The sequence below is a fragment of the Stenotrophomonas geniculata genome (assembly GCF_034508895.1).
Taxonomy (GTDB): Bacteria; Pseudomonadota; Gammaproteobacteria; order Xanthomonadales; family Xanthomonadaceae; genus Stenotrophomonas; species Stenotrophomonas geniculata.
Window position 1 is genome coordinate 550,034 of sequence record NZ_CP140571.1, and the last position, 14,493, is coordinate 564,526.

Genomic DNA, 14,493 nt, shown 5'->3' on the forward strand with positions numbered 1-14,493 from the left:
CGACTTAATCCCCTCCGTCCCCTTTTCCTGTACGCCAGCCCGGAGGCTGGCGTTGATCAGGACGGCTGCGGGTGCGGCTTAGAAGCTGCGCGGGCCGCGCGGCTTGAAGCCGTCACGACGCGGCGGGCGGCTGTCGCGGTCACCGCCGCGGTCGCCACCATGGCCACCCGGACCACCCGGGCCGCCACGACGCGGGCCACCCGGGCCGCCCGGACCACGCTTGTCGAAGCGCGGCTTGAACGGACGCGGGGCCGGATTGATCTCTTCACCGGCCGCCAGCGGACGCATCTGCAACTGCTGGCCGGACACCCACACCTTCTGCAGGTGCGACAGCACGTCCGGCGGCATCTGTGCCGGCAGGTCCAGCAGCGAGAAGTCGTCGTGGATGTCGATGCGGCCGATGAAGCGGCTTTCCAGGCCGGCTTCGTTGGCGATGGCGCCGACGATGTTGGCCGGCTTCACGCCGTGCTGGTGGCCCACCGAAATGCGGTAGGTCTCCATGCCCTGCTCCGGCGCACCACGCGGCGGAACCTCGCGGCGCGGACGCGGCTCGAAACCACCTTCGGCGTCGTCGCGACGCGGGCCACGCTCGAAGCGCGGCCCCCGTTCGTTGCGGTCGAAGCGATCGCCACGCTCCGGGCGGTCGCCACGGTCGAAGCGCTCGCGCGGCGCGCGCTCTTCACGCGGGGCACGCACCGGCGGCTGCAGCAGGAACGGGGTATCGCCCTGCAGCATCCTGGCCAGCGCGGCGGCGATCTCGATGGCCGGCACGTTCTGCTCGTTCTCGAAGCGCTCCAGCAGCTGGCGGTAGAAGTCCAGGCCGCCGGCGCCGAGCGTTTCGCTGATGCGCGAGGTGAACTTGTTGATGCGGGTGTCGTTGACCGCTTCCACGCTCGGCAGCTGCATCTCTTCGATCGGCTGGCGGGTGGCACGCTCGATCTGGCGCAGCATGCCCTTCTCGCGCGGAGTGGCGAACAGGATCGCCTCGCCGCTGCGGCCGGCACGGCCGGTACGGCCGATGCGGTGCACGTAGCTCTCGGTGTCGTACGGGATGTCGTAGTTCAGCACGTGGCTGATGCGCTCCACGTCCAGGCCGCGGGCGGCCACGTCGGTGGCGACCAGGATGTCCAGCTTGCCTTCCTTCAGCATGGCAATGGTCCGCTCGCGCTGGGCCTGCTGCATGTCACCGTTGATGGCGGCAGCGGCCAGGCCACGCGCCTGCAGCTTGCTGGCCAGTTCTTCGGTGCCGGCCTTGGTGCGCGCGAAGATGATCATCGCGTCGAACGGCTCGACTTCCAGGATGCGGGTCAGCGCGTCCAGCTTGTGCATGCCGCTCACCCACCAGTAGCGCTGGCGGATGTTGGCCGAGGTGGTGGTCTTGGCCGCGATGGTCACTTCCACCGGGTCCTGCAGGTAGGTCTGCGCGATGCGGCGGATCTGCGGCGGCATGGTGGCCGAGAACAGGGCCACCTGGCGCTGCTCCGGCAGCTTCTTCAGCACCGCTTCGACATCGTCGATGAAGCCCATGCGCAGCATTTCATCGGCTTCGTCCAGCACCAGGGTCTTCAGCTCGGACAGGTCCAGGGTGCTGCGGTCCAGGTGATCGATCACGCGGCCGGGGGTACCGACCACGATATGCACGCCACGGCGCAGCGCCGACAGCTGCTGGCCGTAGGGCTGGCCGCCGTACACCGGCAGCACGCGGAAGCCCGGGATCTTCGACGAATAGGACTGGAACGCCTCGGCAACCTGGATGGCCAGTTCGCGGGTCGGCGCCAGGATCAGGGCCTGGGGCTTGATCTGCTGCAGGTCGATGTTGGACAGTACCGGCAGTGCGAACGCAGCGGTCTTGCCGGTACCGGTCTGGGCCTGGCCCAGCACGTCGCGGCCTTCCAGCATCGCCGGGATGGTAGCGGCCTGGATCGGCGACGGGGTTTCGTAGCCGATAGCGGTGACCGCCTGCATCACGGGCTCGGACAGGCCGAGCTGCGCGAACTGCAGCGGCGCTTGGGAATCTTGGGACATGGGGAACTCCGAAGGCACTGCCGTCTTCCTGGCAGTGCGATAAAAAGGGTGATGGTCCGCGCTTTGGGCGCCCTTCTTATCGCGTGCCCTGGCGCTGCTCGGTTGGAGGAGATTTCACTCGCTCAGAGCGGAATCATACCGCATTGATCCTGAACAAGGCGTACAGCTTGCCGTGCGCGTGTCGTCATGCCCCGTGCTGGCGCACAATACGCGCCCTCTTCCCCGGCCCGGCCGCTGGCCCGCGCCCCTTCCCAGGAAACCCGCTCCATGCAGATTCTCGAATTCGACCTCGACGGTGACTACGTCGAACTCAAGCAGTTGCTGAAGCTGGCCGACCTGGTCACCAGCGGCGGCGAAGCCAAGATGGTCATCGGTGACGGCCAGGTGCGGGTCGATGGCGAAGTCGAACTGCGCAAGGCCTGCAAGATCCGCGCAGGCCAGGTAGTCGAATTCGCCGACAGCCAGATCCGGGTGCTGGCTGCCGGCTGATCTGAAGCTGTTCAGGCCACGCGCTGGATCAGGTGCGAGGCGATCAGCTGCCTGAACGGTGCTACGCCCTGCGCCAGGCGCAGGCCGGCCGCCCGCAGCAGGCGCGCCGGACGGCGATCGTCGGTGTACAGGCTGGCGATCGCATTGGTGGCCTCGTACAGCGGCCGCGACGCCAGCCGGTGACCGCGCTGGTAGCTGGCCAGCATGCCGGCCGCGGCCATGTCGGCACCGCGACGCTGCTGGTTGACGATGCCCTGCGCCAGCCGCTGTGCGCTGGCCAGTCCCAGGTTGAAGCCATGCGCGGTGACCGGGTGCATGCCGACTGCGGCATCGCCGATCAGTGCCGAACGCCCGCCGACAAAGCGGTGCGCGTACACACCTACCAGCGGATACGCCTGCGGCGTGGCCACCGGCTGCATGCGGCCCAGGCGATGTTCGAAGCAACCGCTGATGGCCTCACCGAAGGCCACCTCATCCATTGCCAGCAGTTCTTCAATCTGCCGCGGCGGCAGCGTGATCACCGCCGACGCCTGGCCCTCGTTGAGCGGCAGCAGCGCCATCGTGCGGCCGTAGCCGAACCATTCCCAGGCAGTGTGGTGATGGTCGCGCTCGACCTGCATGCGGCACACCAGCATCGACTTGCCGAAGTCGCGCATCTGCGCACCGATGCCGAGCATGCGGCGGGTGGCGGAGAAGCGGCTGTCAGCGGCCACCAGCAGCCGCGCATGCAATTGGCTGCCGTCATCGAGTTTGACCACATGGCCCTGTGCATCGGCCTGCACGCCCTGCACCTTGCGCCCGTCGAACAGCTCCAGGCCGTCCTGGCCCTGCACGGCATCCCATGCAGCACGGCGGATCAGATGATTGGGCACCAGCCAGCCCAGCGGCTGGCCGTCGACCTGGCTGCTGGCGAAGGTCAGCGCGAACGGCGAGCCACCATTCATCACCTTGGCATCGCGCAGTTCAGCGACTTCGGCATGCGGCAGGCGCTGCCATAACCCCAGCTGCTCCATGCTCTGCCGCGAGGCATGGGTCAGCGCGATCTCGCGGCCATCGAAGGCGGCTTCGGCCAAGGCTTGGCGCGGCTGCACTTCGACCAGCCCGACCTGCAGCCCGCTGCCGGCCAGCGCGCGCGCGAAGCACAGGCCTGCCGGTCCGGCGCCGACCACCACCACGTCCATCCTGCGCATGCGCGCCTCCTGCCGTTGATTCAGTCCGGGCCAGCATAGCGCCACACACCTGACCGGCCTTGATCTGGATCAGGCCCGGGTCACAACAACGCGAACACCAGCGCCAGGATCGACAGCAGCGACACCAGCCACACCAGGCTGCGCACGTAGGGCACGCCTGCGGCATACAGCGGCAAGTAGGCCACGCGCGCCCAGAAGTAGGCCTGCGCGGCCAGCGCGGTGGTGTCGTTGCCGCGCCCGGCCACGACCACTGCGATCGCGGCGGCGGCGAAGAACGGGAAGGTTTCCAGGAAGTTGGCCTGCGCACGCTGCAGGCGGCCGGCCAGCGGGCTGAGCGGCTTTGCATCGCCATCGCGTGCCGAGGCATTCCACTTCATCCCGCGCTCGCGGGTGACCACGGTGGAGGTGGCGAAAATGTAGACAAAGCCCAGCAGCACCGACCAGGCCAGCATCGTCAGTTCAGTTGCCATCATGCATCTCCTCAGGGTGCCGACGCACGCAGGCTGTAACCGGCCAGGCGCCACACCTGGTCCTCGTCGAAACGGAACGAGACCAGCTCGCGCACCGGCTGCACGCTGTTGGCGAAACGGGTCGGGAAGCTGACGTTGATGTACAACCCTTCCGGCACCGCAGCGCCGGCGCTGTACTTGACCCGGGTAATGGTCGGCTGGCCGCGGCCGGCCAACGCACCCAGGCGCGTGCGCTCGCTGGTCAACTGGCTGACGAAGGCGGCCTTCGGTACCGCACGACGCGCGACGGCCGAAGCGCCGTCCCACAATTCGCCTGCGCGGTTGGCATCCACCAGCTGCGCCGCCTTCACTGCGGCCGCACCCATTTCCGCGTCCTGTTTCTGCACCTGCGCCTGCTGCGCGGCGGTCAACACCGGAGCGCCGGCGGTAGCCGGTTTTGCAGCCGCTGGCGAGGCCGGTGCCGGGCGCGCGGGTGCCGGGGCGGGCGTGGCCGGCGCAGGTGCCTGCGCCAATGCGGTCAGGGGCAGCAGGGACAGCAGCAGGAGCACGCGCTTCATGGACACCGCCGGTTCTCGGGAAAGAACCGCAGTCTACGCCAGCGCGGTGAGCTGTACGTCAGCGCGCGTTGGCGCTGCCTTCCACCGTAGCGGCATCGGCCTGCGCGGCAGGCGTGCCGGAGTCTGCCGGCGCCTGTTCGGCCACCGGCGGCGGCTCCGACGGTGCCGGCGGCAGCGTTGCCACGTCGATCTCCGACAGCGGGCTTTCTTCCGGGCACACTGCATCCGGGAAACCGAAGCGCTGCTTCAGTGCCTGGCCGCAGCTGTTGATCGATTCCATGTCGGCGCCTTCGCGCTTGCACTGCTGGTCGAAGGCGATCAGGAACGCGTCCTTGCGCTGCACGAAATCATCGCCGCAGGCCCGCATCTGCTTGATCCGTTCCAGATCGTCCTGCACCGCGTTGGTGCCATCCAGGCCATACTGGCGCAGCTCGTCCGCGGTCAGCAGGCGCAGGCTGCGGTTGGGCACGGTCATCATCAGATCAGCCACGCCCACCGCCACGCCGTTGCGCTGCAGGTAGTCCTTTACGTTGTCGTAGACCTCGTGCAGCTCGCGGTTGAGTTCTGCGCGCGAGGTGGCCTTGGAGCTGATGCGCATCATGCGGTGGATGCCGACCTTGCCTGACAGCAGGCGGTTGTCACCGGCGGCCAGCACGAACACGCAGGCACTGTGGCAGATCGAGCCTTCGCGCACCCAGATGGTCCAGCCGGATTCACCGATACTGTCACCGGCGACGATCGCCGATTCCACCTGGCCCCCGCTGGAATCCAGGTCGAGGATGCGCTTGTGGATCTTCTGCTGGTCGGCAACCACGGCCAACCGCCACATCATCTCGGCGAAGCCCGGGTTGATCTTGCCGGCGTAGCGCACGCGCATCAGGCCACGTTCGGCGCAAGGCGCCAGCGCCTGGCTGATCTGCTCGCGCTGCAGGCCTTCCAGCTCGACACCGTCGCCCGCGTCACCGGCATATTCGGTGCTGCAGCTGACCCACGCACGCCCGTTCTCCAGCTGCGCCTGCGGCCACGGCCGATCCGCCCGGCTGCGCGGCGGCGCCGGCGGCGGTGGCGCATCGGCGGCGTTGATCGACACCATGTTCTCGCCATCGCTGGCGGGAGCCCGCGCCGCCTTGTCGGCAGCGGTCACATTGCCCGGATTCTCCAGCTGACTGCAGCCCGCCAGGGCCAGGCACAACAGGGGCAACCAGCGGAGTTTGGCGGACATCGGGCAACCGGATTTCAAGGGAGCAAGGGCCACAGTCTACCCGTCCGGGGCGCGCATTCAGCGCGTGGTACTGAACCCCTTCTGACCCTTGGGAAAGCGTGTCGACCAAGGTCGACACCCACCAACAGCCTCAGGAACCTGTCGAAGGCGGGGTGGGTCCGGTGGCAGGGGTGTGAGCGGCATGGATGCCGCGACCAAGCCCCCATGGACGGGTTGTGGTGGTCTAATCAACTTGGACACTCGATAGGATCAATTTCAAGCATCGAGGTAGACCCATGGCAAAGCAGATCACTCAGGGCATGAGGGACGAGGCGGTTCGCCTTGTGGTTGTGGAGGGGCAGACAGTCAGGGACGTCTGCCAGCTGATGGATGTCGGCCCGACGGCGCTGAGGCGCTGGATCGAGCAATGGCGTCGAAAACATGACCCGCAGGCCGAGGCACCGCCCGTAGATGCCCAGGTCAGAATCGCCGAGCTGGAGGCCCAGAATCGCAGGCTCAAGGAGGAGCGCGACCTACTAAAAAAATCCATCGCCTTCTTCATTCGGGACAGCGATCACCGGAACAGGTGATCCAGGAATTGGGGAAGGTCGCTCCGATCCGGTTGGTGTGTCAGTTGATGGACTATCCCCGTAGCAGCTACTACGCCTGGCTGCACCGGGAGCCCCGGATTGACCGGGAACTGCTGGCCCAGGTTGATCTGGTTCGTCGCATTCATCAGTCCCACCGGGGGAGCTGTGGCTCTCGCAAGATGGCCAGGGAGCTGACCAATCGCGGCCTGCCAGTGGGTCGCTACCGCGCCCGGACGCTGATGCGCCGGGCCGGCGTCAGGGCGCGGCAGCACCGGCGGCACAAGTACCACAGTCTGGGGCCGCAGGCACTGACCGCGCCCAACGTGTTGGAACGCCAATTCAACCCGGAGGCACCCGACCAAGTCTGGGCAGGGGATATCACCTACATCCCGACCCAGCAAGGCTGGCTCTATCTGGCCATCGTGGTGGATCTGTTTGCCCGACGGATCGTGGGCTGGGCCCACTCTCACGAAGGGGATGCCTGGCTGGCCGTCAGAGCCCTGCGTGGGGCTCTGAAACAGCGTCGTCCCAACGGGCGACTACTTTTCCACTCGGATCAAGGTCGGCAGTACACCAGCCATGCCATGGCCGAAATTCTGCGTGACAACGGCATCACCCAAAGCATGAGCAGGAAGGGCAACTGCTGGGACAACGCGGTGGTGGAACGGGTTTTCGCCACCCTCAAAGGGGAATGGCTTTACTCAAAATACCCCACTCGACAGGAGGCTGCAGCAGACATCGAGCAATTCGTGGACTGGTACAACCACCGTCGGCCGCACAGTGCCAACGGCCTTGTGCCACCTGCGCTTTGTGAAGAGCAGGTGGCCTGAACTCCCTTTGGGAGTGTCCAAAAATACTTGACCACCACAGGTTCACGGCGTCCCCTGCCACCGGTCCCACCACGCCATCCCACAGGAATCCCGCTTCTGCTGTTGCTTCTGCTGTTGCTTCAGCTGTTGCCGTTGATTCTGCGGGTGCAGGGCGCAGCCCTGCCAGATCCCCCTTCAGCATCCATGTCCGAATGTGGCGAGTATCTCCACCCGCACACGCCTAGACTGGCGCCATGGACACCGCCCTCGCCCTCGACACCGCCGCCTGCGACCGCGCCCGTCTGGCCCGCGACGCACGCTTCGACGGCGTGTTCTTCACCGCCGTGCGCAGCACCGGCATCTACTGCCGCCCGGTGTGCCCGGCACCGCCCCCGAAGCCGCGCAACATCACCTACTACCCGACCGCCGCTGCGGCCGCCGCCGCCGGCTACCGCCCGTGCCTGCGCTGTCGTCCCGAACTGGCGCCGCAGGCACAGCAGGCATTGGCTGGGCAGACCGTGCAGCGCGCCCTCGCCCTGATCCATGGCGGTTTCCTGCAGGAGCAGCCCGTTGCCGACCTCGCGCAGAAGATCGGCCTTAGCGCGCGCCAGCTGCAGCGCCTGTTCGTTGAACACCTGGGCGCGACGCCGGGGCAGATCCACGCCACCCATCGCCTGCTGCTGGCCAAGCAGCTGCTGACCGAGACCACGCTGCCGGTGACCGATGTTGCGCTGGCCGCCGGCTACAACAGCCTGCGCCGCTTCAATACCGCCTTCCTGCAGGGCTGCGGCATGGCACCGACGGCACTGCGTCGCCAGCATCAGCCGCCGGCCGCCGATGACGGCTGCCTGGTACTGCGCCTGGTGTACCGTCCACCGCTGGATTTCCCGCGCATGCTGGCCTTCCTGCGCAAGCGCAGCCTGCCCGGCATCGAACTGATCGGCGAAGACAGCTACCAGCGCGTGCTCGGCACACCCGAGCGCCCCACCCTGCTGCGCGTCACCGCCGACCCGAAACGCCCGGAACTGCGCCTGCAGCTGGGCGCGGTCGATCCGCGCCTGATCCCCGACATCGTGCGCCGCGTGCGTCGCGTGTTCGATCTGGATGCCGACCTGCAGCAGGTGCACGCCGCGCTGGGCGAGGAACCGCTGCTGGCGCGAGGCATCGCCGAACGTCCCGGTCTGCGCGTGCCCGGTGGCTGGGATGGCTTCGAGGTGGGCGTACGCGCCGTGCTCGGACAGCAGGTCAGCGTGGCCGCGGCCACCACCTTCGCGCGGCGCCTGGTCGATGCCTATGGCGCACACCTGCAGGGCATGCCATCGGAATTCGATCGCCAGTTCCCCGCGCCCGAGGTACTGGCTGAGGCGCCGCTGGAATCGATCGGCCTGCCGCGCACCCGCGCCGCCACCGTGCGTGCGCTGGCCGCTGCCTGCGCCAGCGGCCAGCTCGACTTCGGGCCCGGTCAGGCATTGGAGGAATTCGTTGCGCGCTGCGTGGCACTGCCCGGCATCGGCCCGTGGACCGCGCAGTACATCGCGCTGCGCGGACTTGGCCAGCCCGATGCCTTCCCCGCCGGTGACCTGGTGCTGCAGCAGGTCCTCGGCCACGCCCAAGGCCAGCGCCTGAGCGAGCGTGCGACCGAAGCCCGCTCGCAACCGTGGCGCCCGTGGCGCGCCTATGCCGTGCTGCATCTGTGGCACCTGTCCGGCACCTTCGTTGGAGAACCGACATGACCCTGTTGTTCGATCGTTTCGACAGCCCGATCGGCGTGTTGACCATCGCCGGTGACGAGCGTGGCCTGTCGCATGTGCTGTTCCCGGAAAACCGCCATCCGGCACGCGGCCGCGAAGACTGGCACTACGCCCCGGATGCACTGCCGGAAGCACGCGATCAGCTGCTGCAGTTCCTTCACGGCGAGCGCAACAGCTTCGACCTCGTGCTGGCACCACGTGGCACGCCGTTCCAGCTGCGTGTATGGCAGGCGCTGGCGTTGATTCCGTTCGGCCAGACCTGGAGCTACCTGCAGCTGGCGCAGCACCTCGGCCAGCCCAGTGCGACCCGTGCGGTCGGCGCTGCCAACGGCCGCAACCCGCTGCCGATCATCCTGCCCTGCCATCGCGTGATCGGCAGCAACGGTGCACTGACCGGTTTCGGCGGCGGACTGCAAACCAAGGCCGCGCTGTTGCGGCTGGAACAACGCCAGGCACCGCTGTTCGCCTGAGAGGGCTGGCCGGGCTGCGCCCGGCACCCGCAGAGGCAACGGCAAGGTCAAGAGCCAATACAGCTCCGATTTTCTACGCGTTGGATGGGGCGGTATGGGTGGGCAGGACACGCCGTAAACCCATCCATGGGGGCTCGATGGCGCCATCCATGGCGCCAACGGTCCTGCCCACCCACACCGCCCCACCTTCGACAGATTCCCGCGGCGGTGGGTAGGTGTCGACCTTGGTCGACGCGGTAGATCCACGCCATGCGTGGATGGAAGCGTCTGTAAACTGTCTGGAGAAAAGCCCCCTTCTTGTTGAAGGGGGCGCGCCGACAGGCGCGGGGATAAGGAAAAATGCGCGGACACGGCGCGCGATAGTGCGCCGTGTCTTGGGCGCGTCATTACCTCGCACTATGATGGACGGATGATTTCCGTACGCCTGACCTGCGCGCTGGCGCTGCTGCTGCCATTGGCCGCCTGCACCACCGCGCCCGCCCCTTCCGCCTCTGTTCCCACCACTGTTGCAACGGCTGCACCGCCGAAGCTGCTGCTGATCTCGATCGACGGCCTGCGCGCCGATGCGCTGGATCGCGGCCTGACACCGAATCTGCAGCGACTGATCGACGGCGGGGTACGCGCGCGCTGGATGACGCCTTCGTACCCGTCGTTGACCTTCCCCAACCACTACACCATCGTCACCGGCCTGCGCCCGGACCACCACGGCATCGTCAACAACAGCATGGACGATGCAACCCTGGGCCGTTTCGAACTGAGCAACCGCGACGCGGTCACTACCAGCGGCTGGTGGGGTGGCGAACCGATCTGGGTCGGCGCCGAGAACGTCGGCGTGCGCACCGCCACCACCTCGTGGCCGGGCAGCGAGTCGGAAATCCGTGGCGTGCGCCCCAGCCAGTGGCGCGTCTACGATGGCAAGGAACCACTGGAGCAGCGCGCCGGCATCGTGCTCGACTGGCTGGCGCAGACCGATGCCGATGCACCGCGCCTGACCACGCTGTACATGGAACACGTGGACAAGGCAGGCCACAACTACGGCCCCGAGTCGAAACAGTACGCCGACGCCATCGTGCGCGCCGACCAGATCGTCGGCCAGGTGCTCGATGGACTGCAACAGCGCGGCCTGGTCGCGACCACCAACATCATCGTCGTCTCTGACCACGGCATGGCCAGTGTCGCCGACGGCCACGTGATCGCCACCGAATCAATGGCCGATCCGACCATCGCGCGCAATGTCAGCCAGGGCCAGTCGGTAGGTTTTGCGCCGGTCGCGGGCCGCGAAGCGGAAGCGGAACGCGCCCTGCTCGGCCGCCATACGCACTACGAGTGCTGGAAGAAGGAGAACCTGCCGGCGCGCTGGCACTACGGCACGCATCCGCGGGTTCCGGCCATCGTCTGTGCCATGGATGAAGGCTGGGACGCCCTTCACCAAGAGAAGATCGCCAAGCGCGCCAGGCAGGATCGAGGCTCGCATGGCTACGACAACGCCCTGCCCTCCATGCGCGCGGTGTTCGTGGCCAGCGGTCCGTCGTTCCGCCAGGGCCTGGTGATCGATGGCTTCGACAATGTCGACGTCTACCCGCTGCTGGCGCACCTGCTGCAGGTGCCGGCCGCGCCGAACGACGGCAATCCGGAAACGCTGAAGAACACCCTGCGCTGATCCGGTTGTAGAGCCGAGCCCCTGCTCGGCTGCATTGCGCCAGCCGAGCATGGGCTCGGCTCTACAAAAACGTGCATAAAAAACGCGGCGCCAGGCGCCGCGTTTTTCGTTGAACCGGTCTGGGCCGGATCAGGCCTTGGCGACGGTCTTCTTCGCCACAGCCTTCTTCGCCGGAGCCTTGGCCACGGTCTTCTTGGCAACCGGAGCGGCGGCGCCTACGGCGACCTTGCTCGCGGTGTGCGAACGGGCGTTGCCGTAGCTGGCGTTGTAGCGCTTGCCCTTGGCGGTCTTGCGGTCACCCTTACCCATGTCTTCAACTCCTCAAATGTGAAATCTGGTTACCCCGTACTGACACGGGTTCGGCGGGGCCGCCTTGCTGGGCGCCCCCGCGCACGATCGAAAATCCTACCATGGAGCGCCTAGTGCGCGCAGCTGGCGTCGTGCACGTGACCGTGGTTGAGGCGCAGGTTGACCAGATGGGCCACACCCACCAGCAGGCCGCCGACGGTCATCACCACCGCGTGCGGCACCGCATTGTGGTGCAACGGGTCGTACAGCACGCCGGCCCACAACGCCACCAGGCCGGGAATCAGGAAGCCCAGCGCACGCAGCGCACCGTGGCGACGGTAGCCCCAGACCAGGCTGAACAGCCCCAGCAGGGTCACGAACACCACCAGCGCCTGTTCCACGCCGTCGCTCAGCCAGAACGACAGGCCCAGCGAGGGCGCTGCGGCCAGCAGCACCGGAATCACCGCGCAATGCACCGCGCACAGCATCGAACCAGTGGCGCCGAAACGGTCGAGCAGGTGGCGCAGGCGTGAGGACAGGGACATGACTTCCAGCAGGGTCGGCGAATCGTTATGGAATAATATAACATCCCTTCCCGACCCGCACGGTTCCCCTCCCCCTGTCCCGCTGACGGGATGCGTGCGCCCAGCGATTGATACAGTGTAACAAAGGACCCACCGATGCCCGCCCGTACCCCGCGGTTGAAGCCGCATTCCCTCGCCCTGGCCCTGACCGCCCTGCTTCCGACCGTTGCCTTCGCCGCCAGCGAAGACGATTCCCATCGTGACCGCCACCTGACTGAACTGTCGTCGGTGCAGGTCACCGCGTCGCCGCTGCAGGGCGACGCAGAATCGCTGGCACGCCCGGTGGAGGTTCTGGCCGGTGAACGCCTGGACGAGCAGAAGGCCGGCACCCTCGGCGATACCGTGGCCAAGCTGCCCGGCGTACAGAGCACCTTCTTCGGTCCCGGCGTCGGCCGCCCGATCATCCGCGGCCAGGAAGGCCCGCGCGTGGCCGTGCTGTCCAACGGCATGGGCAACATGGATGCATCCACCGTCAGCGCCGACCATGCCACCAGCATCGAGCCGTTCCTGGCCGACCAGATCGAAGTGCTGAAGGGTCCGGCCACGCTGCTGTTCGGCAGCGGCGCCATCGGTGGTGCGGTCAATGTGGTCGATGGCCGCATCGCGCGCGAACTGCCGGAGCGCCCTCTGAGCGGCCGCGCAGAACTGCGCGGCAATTCGGTGAACAACGAACGCAGCGGCATGTTCCGCCTCGATGGCGTCAGCGGCAATGTCGTGCTGCACGTGGATGGCCTGGTCCGCAATGGCGACGACTACCGCATCCCCGGTTATGCAGTGATCGACAGCCTTGAAGATCATCATGACCACGATCACGACCATGACGCGGCCGAGGGTGAAGAGCCGCGTCGCGGCCGCCTGGACAACAGCTCGATCCGCACCCGCGCCGGTGGCGTCGGCGCAACGTGGCTGGGCGACGGCGGCTACTTCGGCGTATCGGCCAGCACCTACCGCACCAACTACGGCATTCCCAATGGCGCGCACGTGCACGCCGATGGTGATGATCATGGCCATGACCACGGTCACGACCATGGCGATGAAGAAGAAGGCGGCGACGAGCACGACGTGCGCATCGACATGGTGCAGAACCGCTTCGAGACCAAGGCCGGCATCTACGACCCGGTCTCGTTCCTGAAGAACATCAACGCACGCGTGGCCTACACCGACTACGAACACGTGGAGCTGGAAGCCGGCACGCCGTCCACCCGCTTCACCAACCGTGGCATCGAAGCGCGTCTGGAAGCCGTACAGCAGCAGATCGGTGGCTGGGACGGTGCCTTCGGCCTGCAGTTTGGCAACAGTGATTTCGGCGCCAAGGGCGAAGAGGCGTTCGTGCCGGATACCGGCACGAAGAACATCGGCCTGTTCGTACTGCAGGAAAAGCAGTTCGGCCCGTTCAAGCTGGAACTGGGCGGCCGCCACGACCAGGTCAAGCTGGACCCGACCGGTGACTACCGCCGCCGTACGTTCGGTGCCACCAACCTGTCTGCCGCCGGTATCTGGAAGCTCAACGACGCCGTTGACCTGCGCATCGGCGTGGACAGCTCCGAGCGTGCACCGACCAACGAAGAGCTGTATGCCGCCGGCGCACACATCGCCACCCGCTCGCTGGAAATCGGCGACGCCAACCTGAAGACCGAGCGCGGCCAGCGCGTGGAACTGGGCATCCACACCCACAGCGAGCGCCTGGACTTCTCCGCGTCGGTCTACCAGACCAGGTTCAAGGACTTCATCTACCTGGCCGACACCGGTGTTACCGAAGGCCTGCCGGTCCGCGCCTGGACCCAGCAGGACGCGGTGTTCCGCGGCGCCGAGGCCGAAGCGCTGGTGCACCTGTTCGAGGGTGGCGCCGGTGACTGGGATCTGCGCCTGTTCGGTGACTACGTGAAGGCCAAGCTGGATGGCAGCGGCAGCCGCAACCTCGACATCGCCGTGCCGCACGGCGACCACAACCACAATTACAAGGTGGAACTGGCCAACACCGGCTACCTGCCGCGTATCGCCCCGGCCCGCGTCGGTGCCGACCTGCGCTGGTCGAAGGACGGCTGGCGCGCCTCGGTCGGTGCGGTGCGCTACAGCCGCCAGAAGGACGTCGCGCAGAACGAAGCACCGAGCGACGGCTACACCCTGGTCGATGCGCACCTGGCCTACCGCTGGGATCGCAACGCCAGCAACAGCTACGAAGTCTTCCTGGATGGCAGCAACCTGACCAACCGCGAAGTGCGTCCGCATACCTCGCTGCTGCGCGACTACTCGCCGCTGCCGGGCCGTGGTGTCGCATTCGGCATCCGCGCGTTCTTCTGATCGCGTAAGGCGGGGTCGGATCCCACGGGGGCCTTCGGGCCCCCGTTTTCATTTCGATCCGCACCATCACACATTCGTCACAAAGATGTGCGTACCACAACAAGCGGA

The 14,493-nt window shown here is 67.0% G+C and carries 14 protein-coding genes; 7 read left to right on the plus strand and 7 right to left on the minus strand.

Features of this window, described 5'->3' with window-relative positions; all coding sequences use genetic code 11:
- Positions 1 to 78: 78 nt before the first annotated feature.
- On the minus strand, positions 79 to 2,025 hold the full coding sequence (locus RI032_RS02655) for a DEAD/DEAH box helicase (protein WP_053497041.1): 1,947 nt from the start codon (positions 2,023 to 2,025) through the stop codon (positions 79 to 81).
- A gap of 267 nt (positions 2,026 to 2,292) precedes the next feature.
- On the opposite strand from RI032_RS02655, the gene RI032_RS02660 reads away from it, so the two are divergent.
- A complete protein-coding gene (locus RI032_RS02660) occupies positions 2,293 to 2,514 on the plus strand; it encodes an RNA-binding S4 domain-containing protein (protein ID WP_010486399.1) in 222 nt (73 codons plus the stop codon).
- Between the two features lie 11 nt (positions 2,515 to 2,525).
- On the opposite strand, the gene ubiM is transcribed toward RI032_RS02660, so the two are convergent.
- The 4 genes from ubiM to RI032_RS02680 all read right to left on the minus strand — a co-directional run bounded on the left by ubiM (position 2,526) and on the right by RI032_RS02680 (position 5,953).
- Complete coding sequence (ubiM, locus tag RI032_RS02665) at positions 2,526 to 3,704, minus strand: 5-demethoxyubiquinol-8 5-hydroxylase UbiM (protein ID WP_322547807.1); 1,179 nt, start codon at positions 3,702 to 3,704, stop codon at positions 2,526 to 2,528.
- Between the two features lie 80 nt (positions 3,705 to 3,784).
- Positions 3,785 to 4,174: an MAPEG family protein gene (locus tag RI032_RS02670; RefSeq protein ID WP_126559950.1), complete on the minus strand. Its 390-nt coding sequence runs from the start codon at positions 4,172 to 4,174 to the stop codon at positions 3,785 to 3,787.
- 11 nt (positions 4,175 to 4,185) lie between these two features.
- Positions 4,186 to 4,731: a DUF4019 domain-containing protein gene (locus tag RI032_RS02675; protein WP_126559952.1), complete on the minus strand. Its 546-nt coding sequence runs from the start codon at positions 4,729 to 4,731 to the stop codon at positions 4,186 to 4,188.
- A gap of 58 nt (positions 4,732 to 4,789) precedes the next feature.
- Positions 4,790 to 5,953, minus strand: coding sequence for a COG3904 family protein (locus RI032_RS02680; protein WP_010486407.1), 1,164 nt, complete (start codon positions 5,951 to 5,953; stop codon positions 4,790 to 4,792).
- Between the two features lie 275 nt (positions 5,954 to 6,228).
- On the opposite strand from RI032_RS02680, the gene RI032_RS20645 reads away from it, so the two are divergent.
- The 5 genes from RI032_RS20645 (at position 6,229) to RI032_RS02700 (ending at position 11,212) form a co-directional block, all read left to right on the plus strand.
- Positions 6,229 to 6,522, plus strand: coding sequence for a transposase (locus RI032_RS20645; protein ID WP_019338990.1), 294 nt, complete (start codon positions 6,229 to 6,231; stop codon positions 6,520 to 6,522).
- Positions 6,519 to 7,352, plus strand: a complete 834-nt coding sequence (locus tag RI032_RS02685; RefSeq protein ID WP_043397638.1) for an IS3 family transposase — start codon at positions 6,519 to 6,521, stop codon at positions 7,350 to 7,352. The genes RI032_RS20645 and RI032_RS02685 overlap by 4 nt, the downstream gene beginning before the upstream one ends.
- A gap of 233 nt (positions 7,353 to 7,585) precedes the next feature.
- Positions 7,586 to 9,064, plus strand: coding sequence for an AlkA N-terminal domain-containing protein (locus RI032_RS02690; protein WP_322547808.1), 1,479 nt, complete (start codon positions 7,586 to 7,588; stop codon positions 9,062 to 9,064).
- Positions 9,061 to 9,552: a methylated-DNA--[protein]-cysteine S-methyltransferase gene (locus tag RI032_RS02695; protein WP_010483106.1), complete on the plus strand. Its 492-nt coding sequence runs from the start codon at positions 9,061 to 9,063 to the stop codon at positions 9,550 to 9,552. The genes RI032_RS02690 and RI032_RS02695 overlap by 4 nt, the downstream gene beginning before the upstream one ends.
- Before the next feature lie 409 nt (positions 9,553 to 9,961).
- Positions 9,962 to 11,212, plus strand: coding sequence for an alkaline phosphatase family protein (locus RI032_RS02700; protein WP_322547809.1), 1,251 nt, complete (start codon positions 9,962 to 9,964; stop codon positions 11,210 to 11,212).
- A gap of 129 nt (positions 11,213 to 11,341) precedes the next feature.
- On the opposite strand, the gene RI032_RS02705 is transcribed toward RI032_RS02700, so the two are convergent.
- Together RI032_RS02705 and RI032_RS02710 are read right to left on the minus strand one after the other, a co-directional pair.
- A complete protein-coding gene (locus tag RI032_RS02705; protein WP_010483110.1) occupies positions 11,342 to 11,521 on the minus strand; it encodes a 30S ribosomal protein THX in 180 nt (59 codons plus the stop codon).
- 110 nt (positions 11,522 to 11,631) lie between these two features.
- Complete coding sequence (locus RI032_RS02710; RefSeq protein WP_019338435.1) at positions 11,632 to 12,045, minus strand: MerC domain-containing protein; 414 nt, start codon at positions 12,043 to 12,045, stop codon at positions 11,632 to 11,634.
- A gap of 135 nt (positions 12,046 to 12,180) precedes the next feature.
- On the opposite strand from RI032_RS02710, the gene RI032_RS02715 reads away from it, so the two are divergent.
- Positions 12,181 to 14,385: a TonB-dependent receptor gene (locus tag RI032_RS02715; protein WP_322547810.1), complete on the plus strand. Its 2,205-nt coding sequence runs from the start codon at positions 12,181 to 12,183 to the stop codon at positions 14,383 to 14,385.
- Positions 14,386 to 14,493 lie beyond the last annotated feature (108 nt).

What these genes read in the sequence shown, in the direction of transcription:
- RI032_RS02655 (WP_053497041.1), bottom strand. Translation starts at nt 2,025, where the DNA reads ATGTCCCAAGATTCCCAAGCGCCGCTGCAGTTCGCGCAGCTCGGCCTG.
- RI032_RS02660 (WP_010486399.1), top strand. Translation starts at nt 2,293, where the DNA reads ATGCAGATTCTCGAATTCGACCTCGACGGTGACTACGTCGAACTCAAG.
- ubiM (WP_322547807.1), bottom strand. Translation starts at nt 3,704, where the DNA reads ATGCGCAGGATGGACGTGGTGGTGGTCGGCGCCGGACCGGCAGGCCTG.
- RI032_RS02670 (WP_126559950.1), bottom strand. Translation starts at nt 4,174, where the DNA reads ATGGCAACTGAACTGACGATGCTGGCCTGGTCGGTGCTGCTGGGCTTT.
- RI032_RS02675 (WP_126559952.1), bottom strand. Translation starts at nt 4,731, where the DNA reads ATGAAGCGCGTGCTCCTGCTGCTGTCCCTGCTGCCCCTGACCGCATTG.
- RI032_RS02680 (WP_010486407.1), bottom strand. Translation starts at nt 5,953, where the DNA reads ATGTCCGCCAAACTCCGCTGGTTGCCCCTGTTGTGCCTGGCCCTGGCG.
- RI032_RS20645 (WP_019338990.1), top strand. Translation starts at nt 6,229, where the DNA reads ATGGCAAAGCAGATCACTCAGGGCATGAGGGACGAGGCGGTTCGCCTT.
- RI032_RS02690 (WP_322547808.1), top strand. Translation starts at nt 7,586, where the DNA reads ATGGACACCGCCCTCGCCCTCGACACCGCCGCCTGCGACCGCGCCCGT.
- RI032_RS02695 (WP_010483106.1), top strand. Translation starts at nt 9,061, where the DNA reads ATGACCCTGTTGTTCGATCGTTTCGACAGCCCGATCGGCGTGTTGACC.
- RI032_RS02700 (WP_322547809.1), top strand. Translation starts at nt 9,962, where the DNA reads ATGATTTCCGTACGCCTGACCTGCGCGCTGGCGCTGCTGCTGCCATTG.
- RI032_RS02705 (WP_010483110.1), bottom strand. Translation starts at nt 11,521, where the DNA reads ATGGGTAAGGGTGACCGCAAGACCGCCAAGGGCAAGCGCTACAACGCC.
- RI032_RS02710 (WP_019338435.1), bottom strand. Translation starts at nt 12,045, where the DNA reads ATGTCCCTGTCCTCACGCCTGCGCCACCTGCTCGACCGTTTCGGCGCC.
- RI032_RS02715 (WP_322547810.1), top strand. Translation starts at nt 12,181, where the DNA reads ATGCCCGCCCGTACCCCGCGGTTGAAGCCGCATTCCCTCGCCCTGGCC.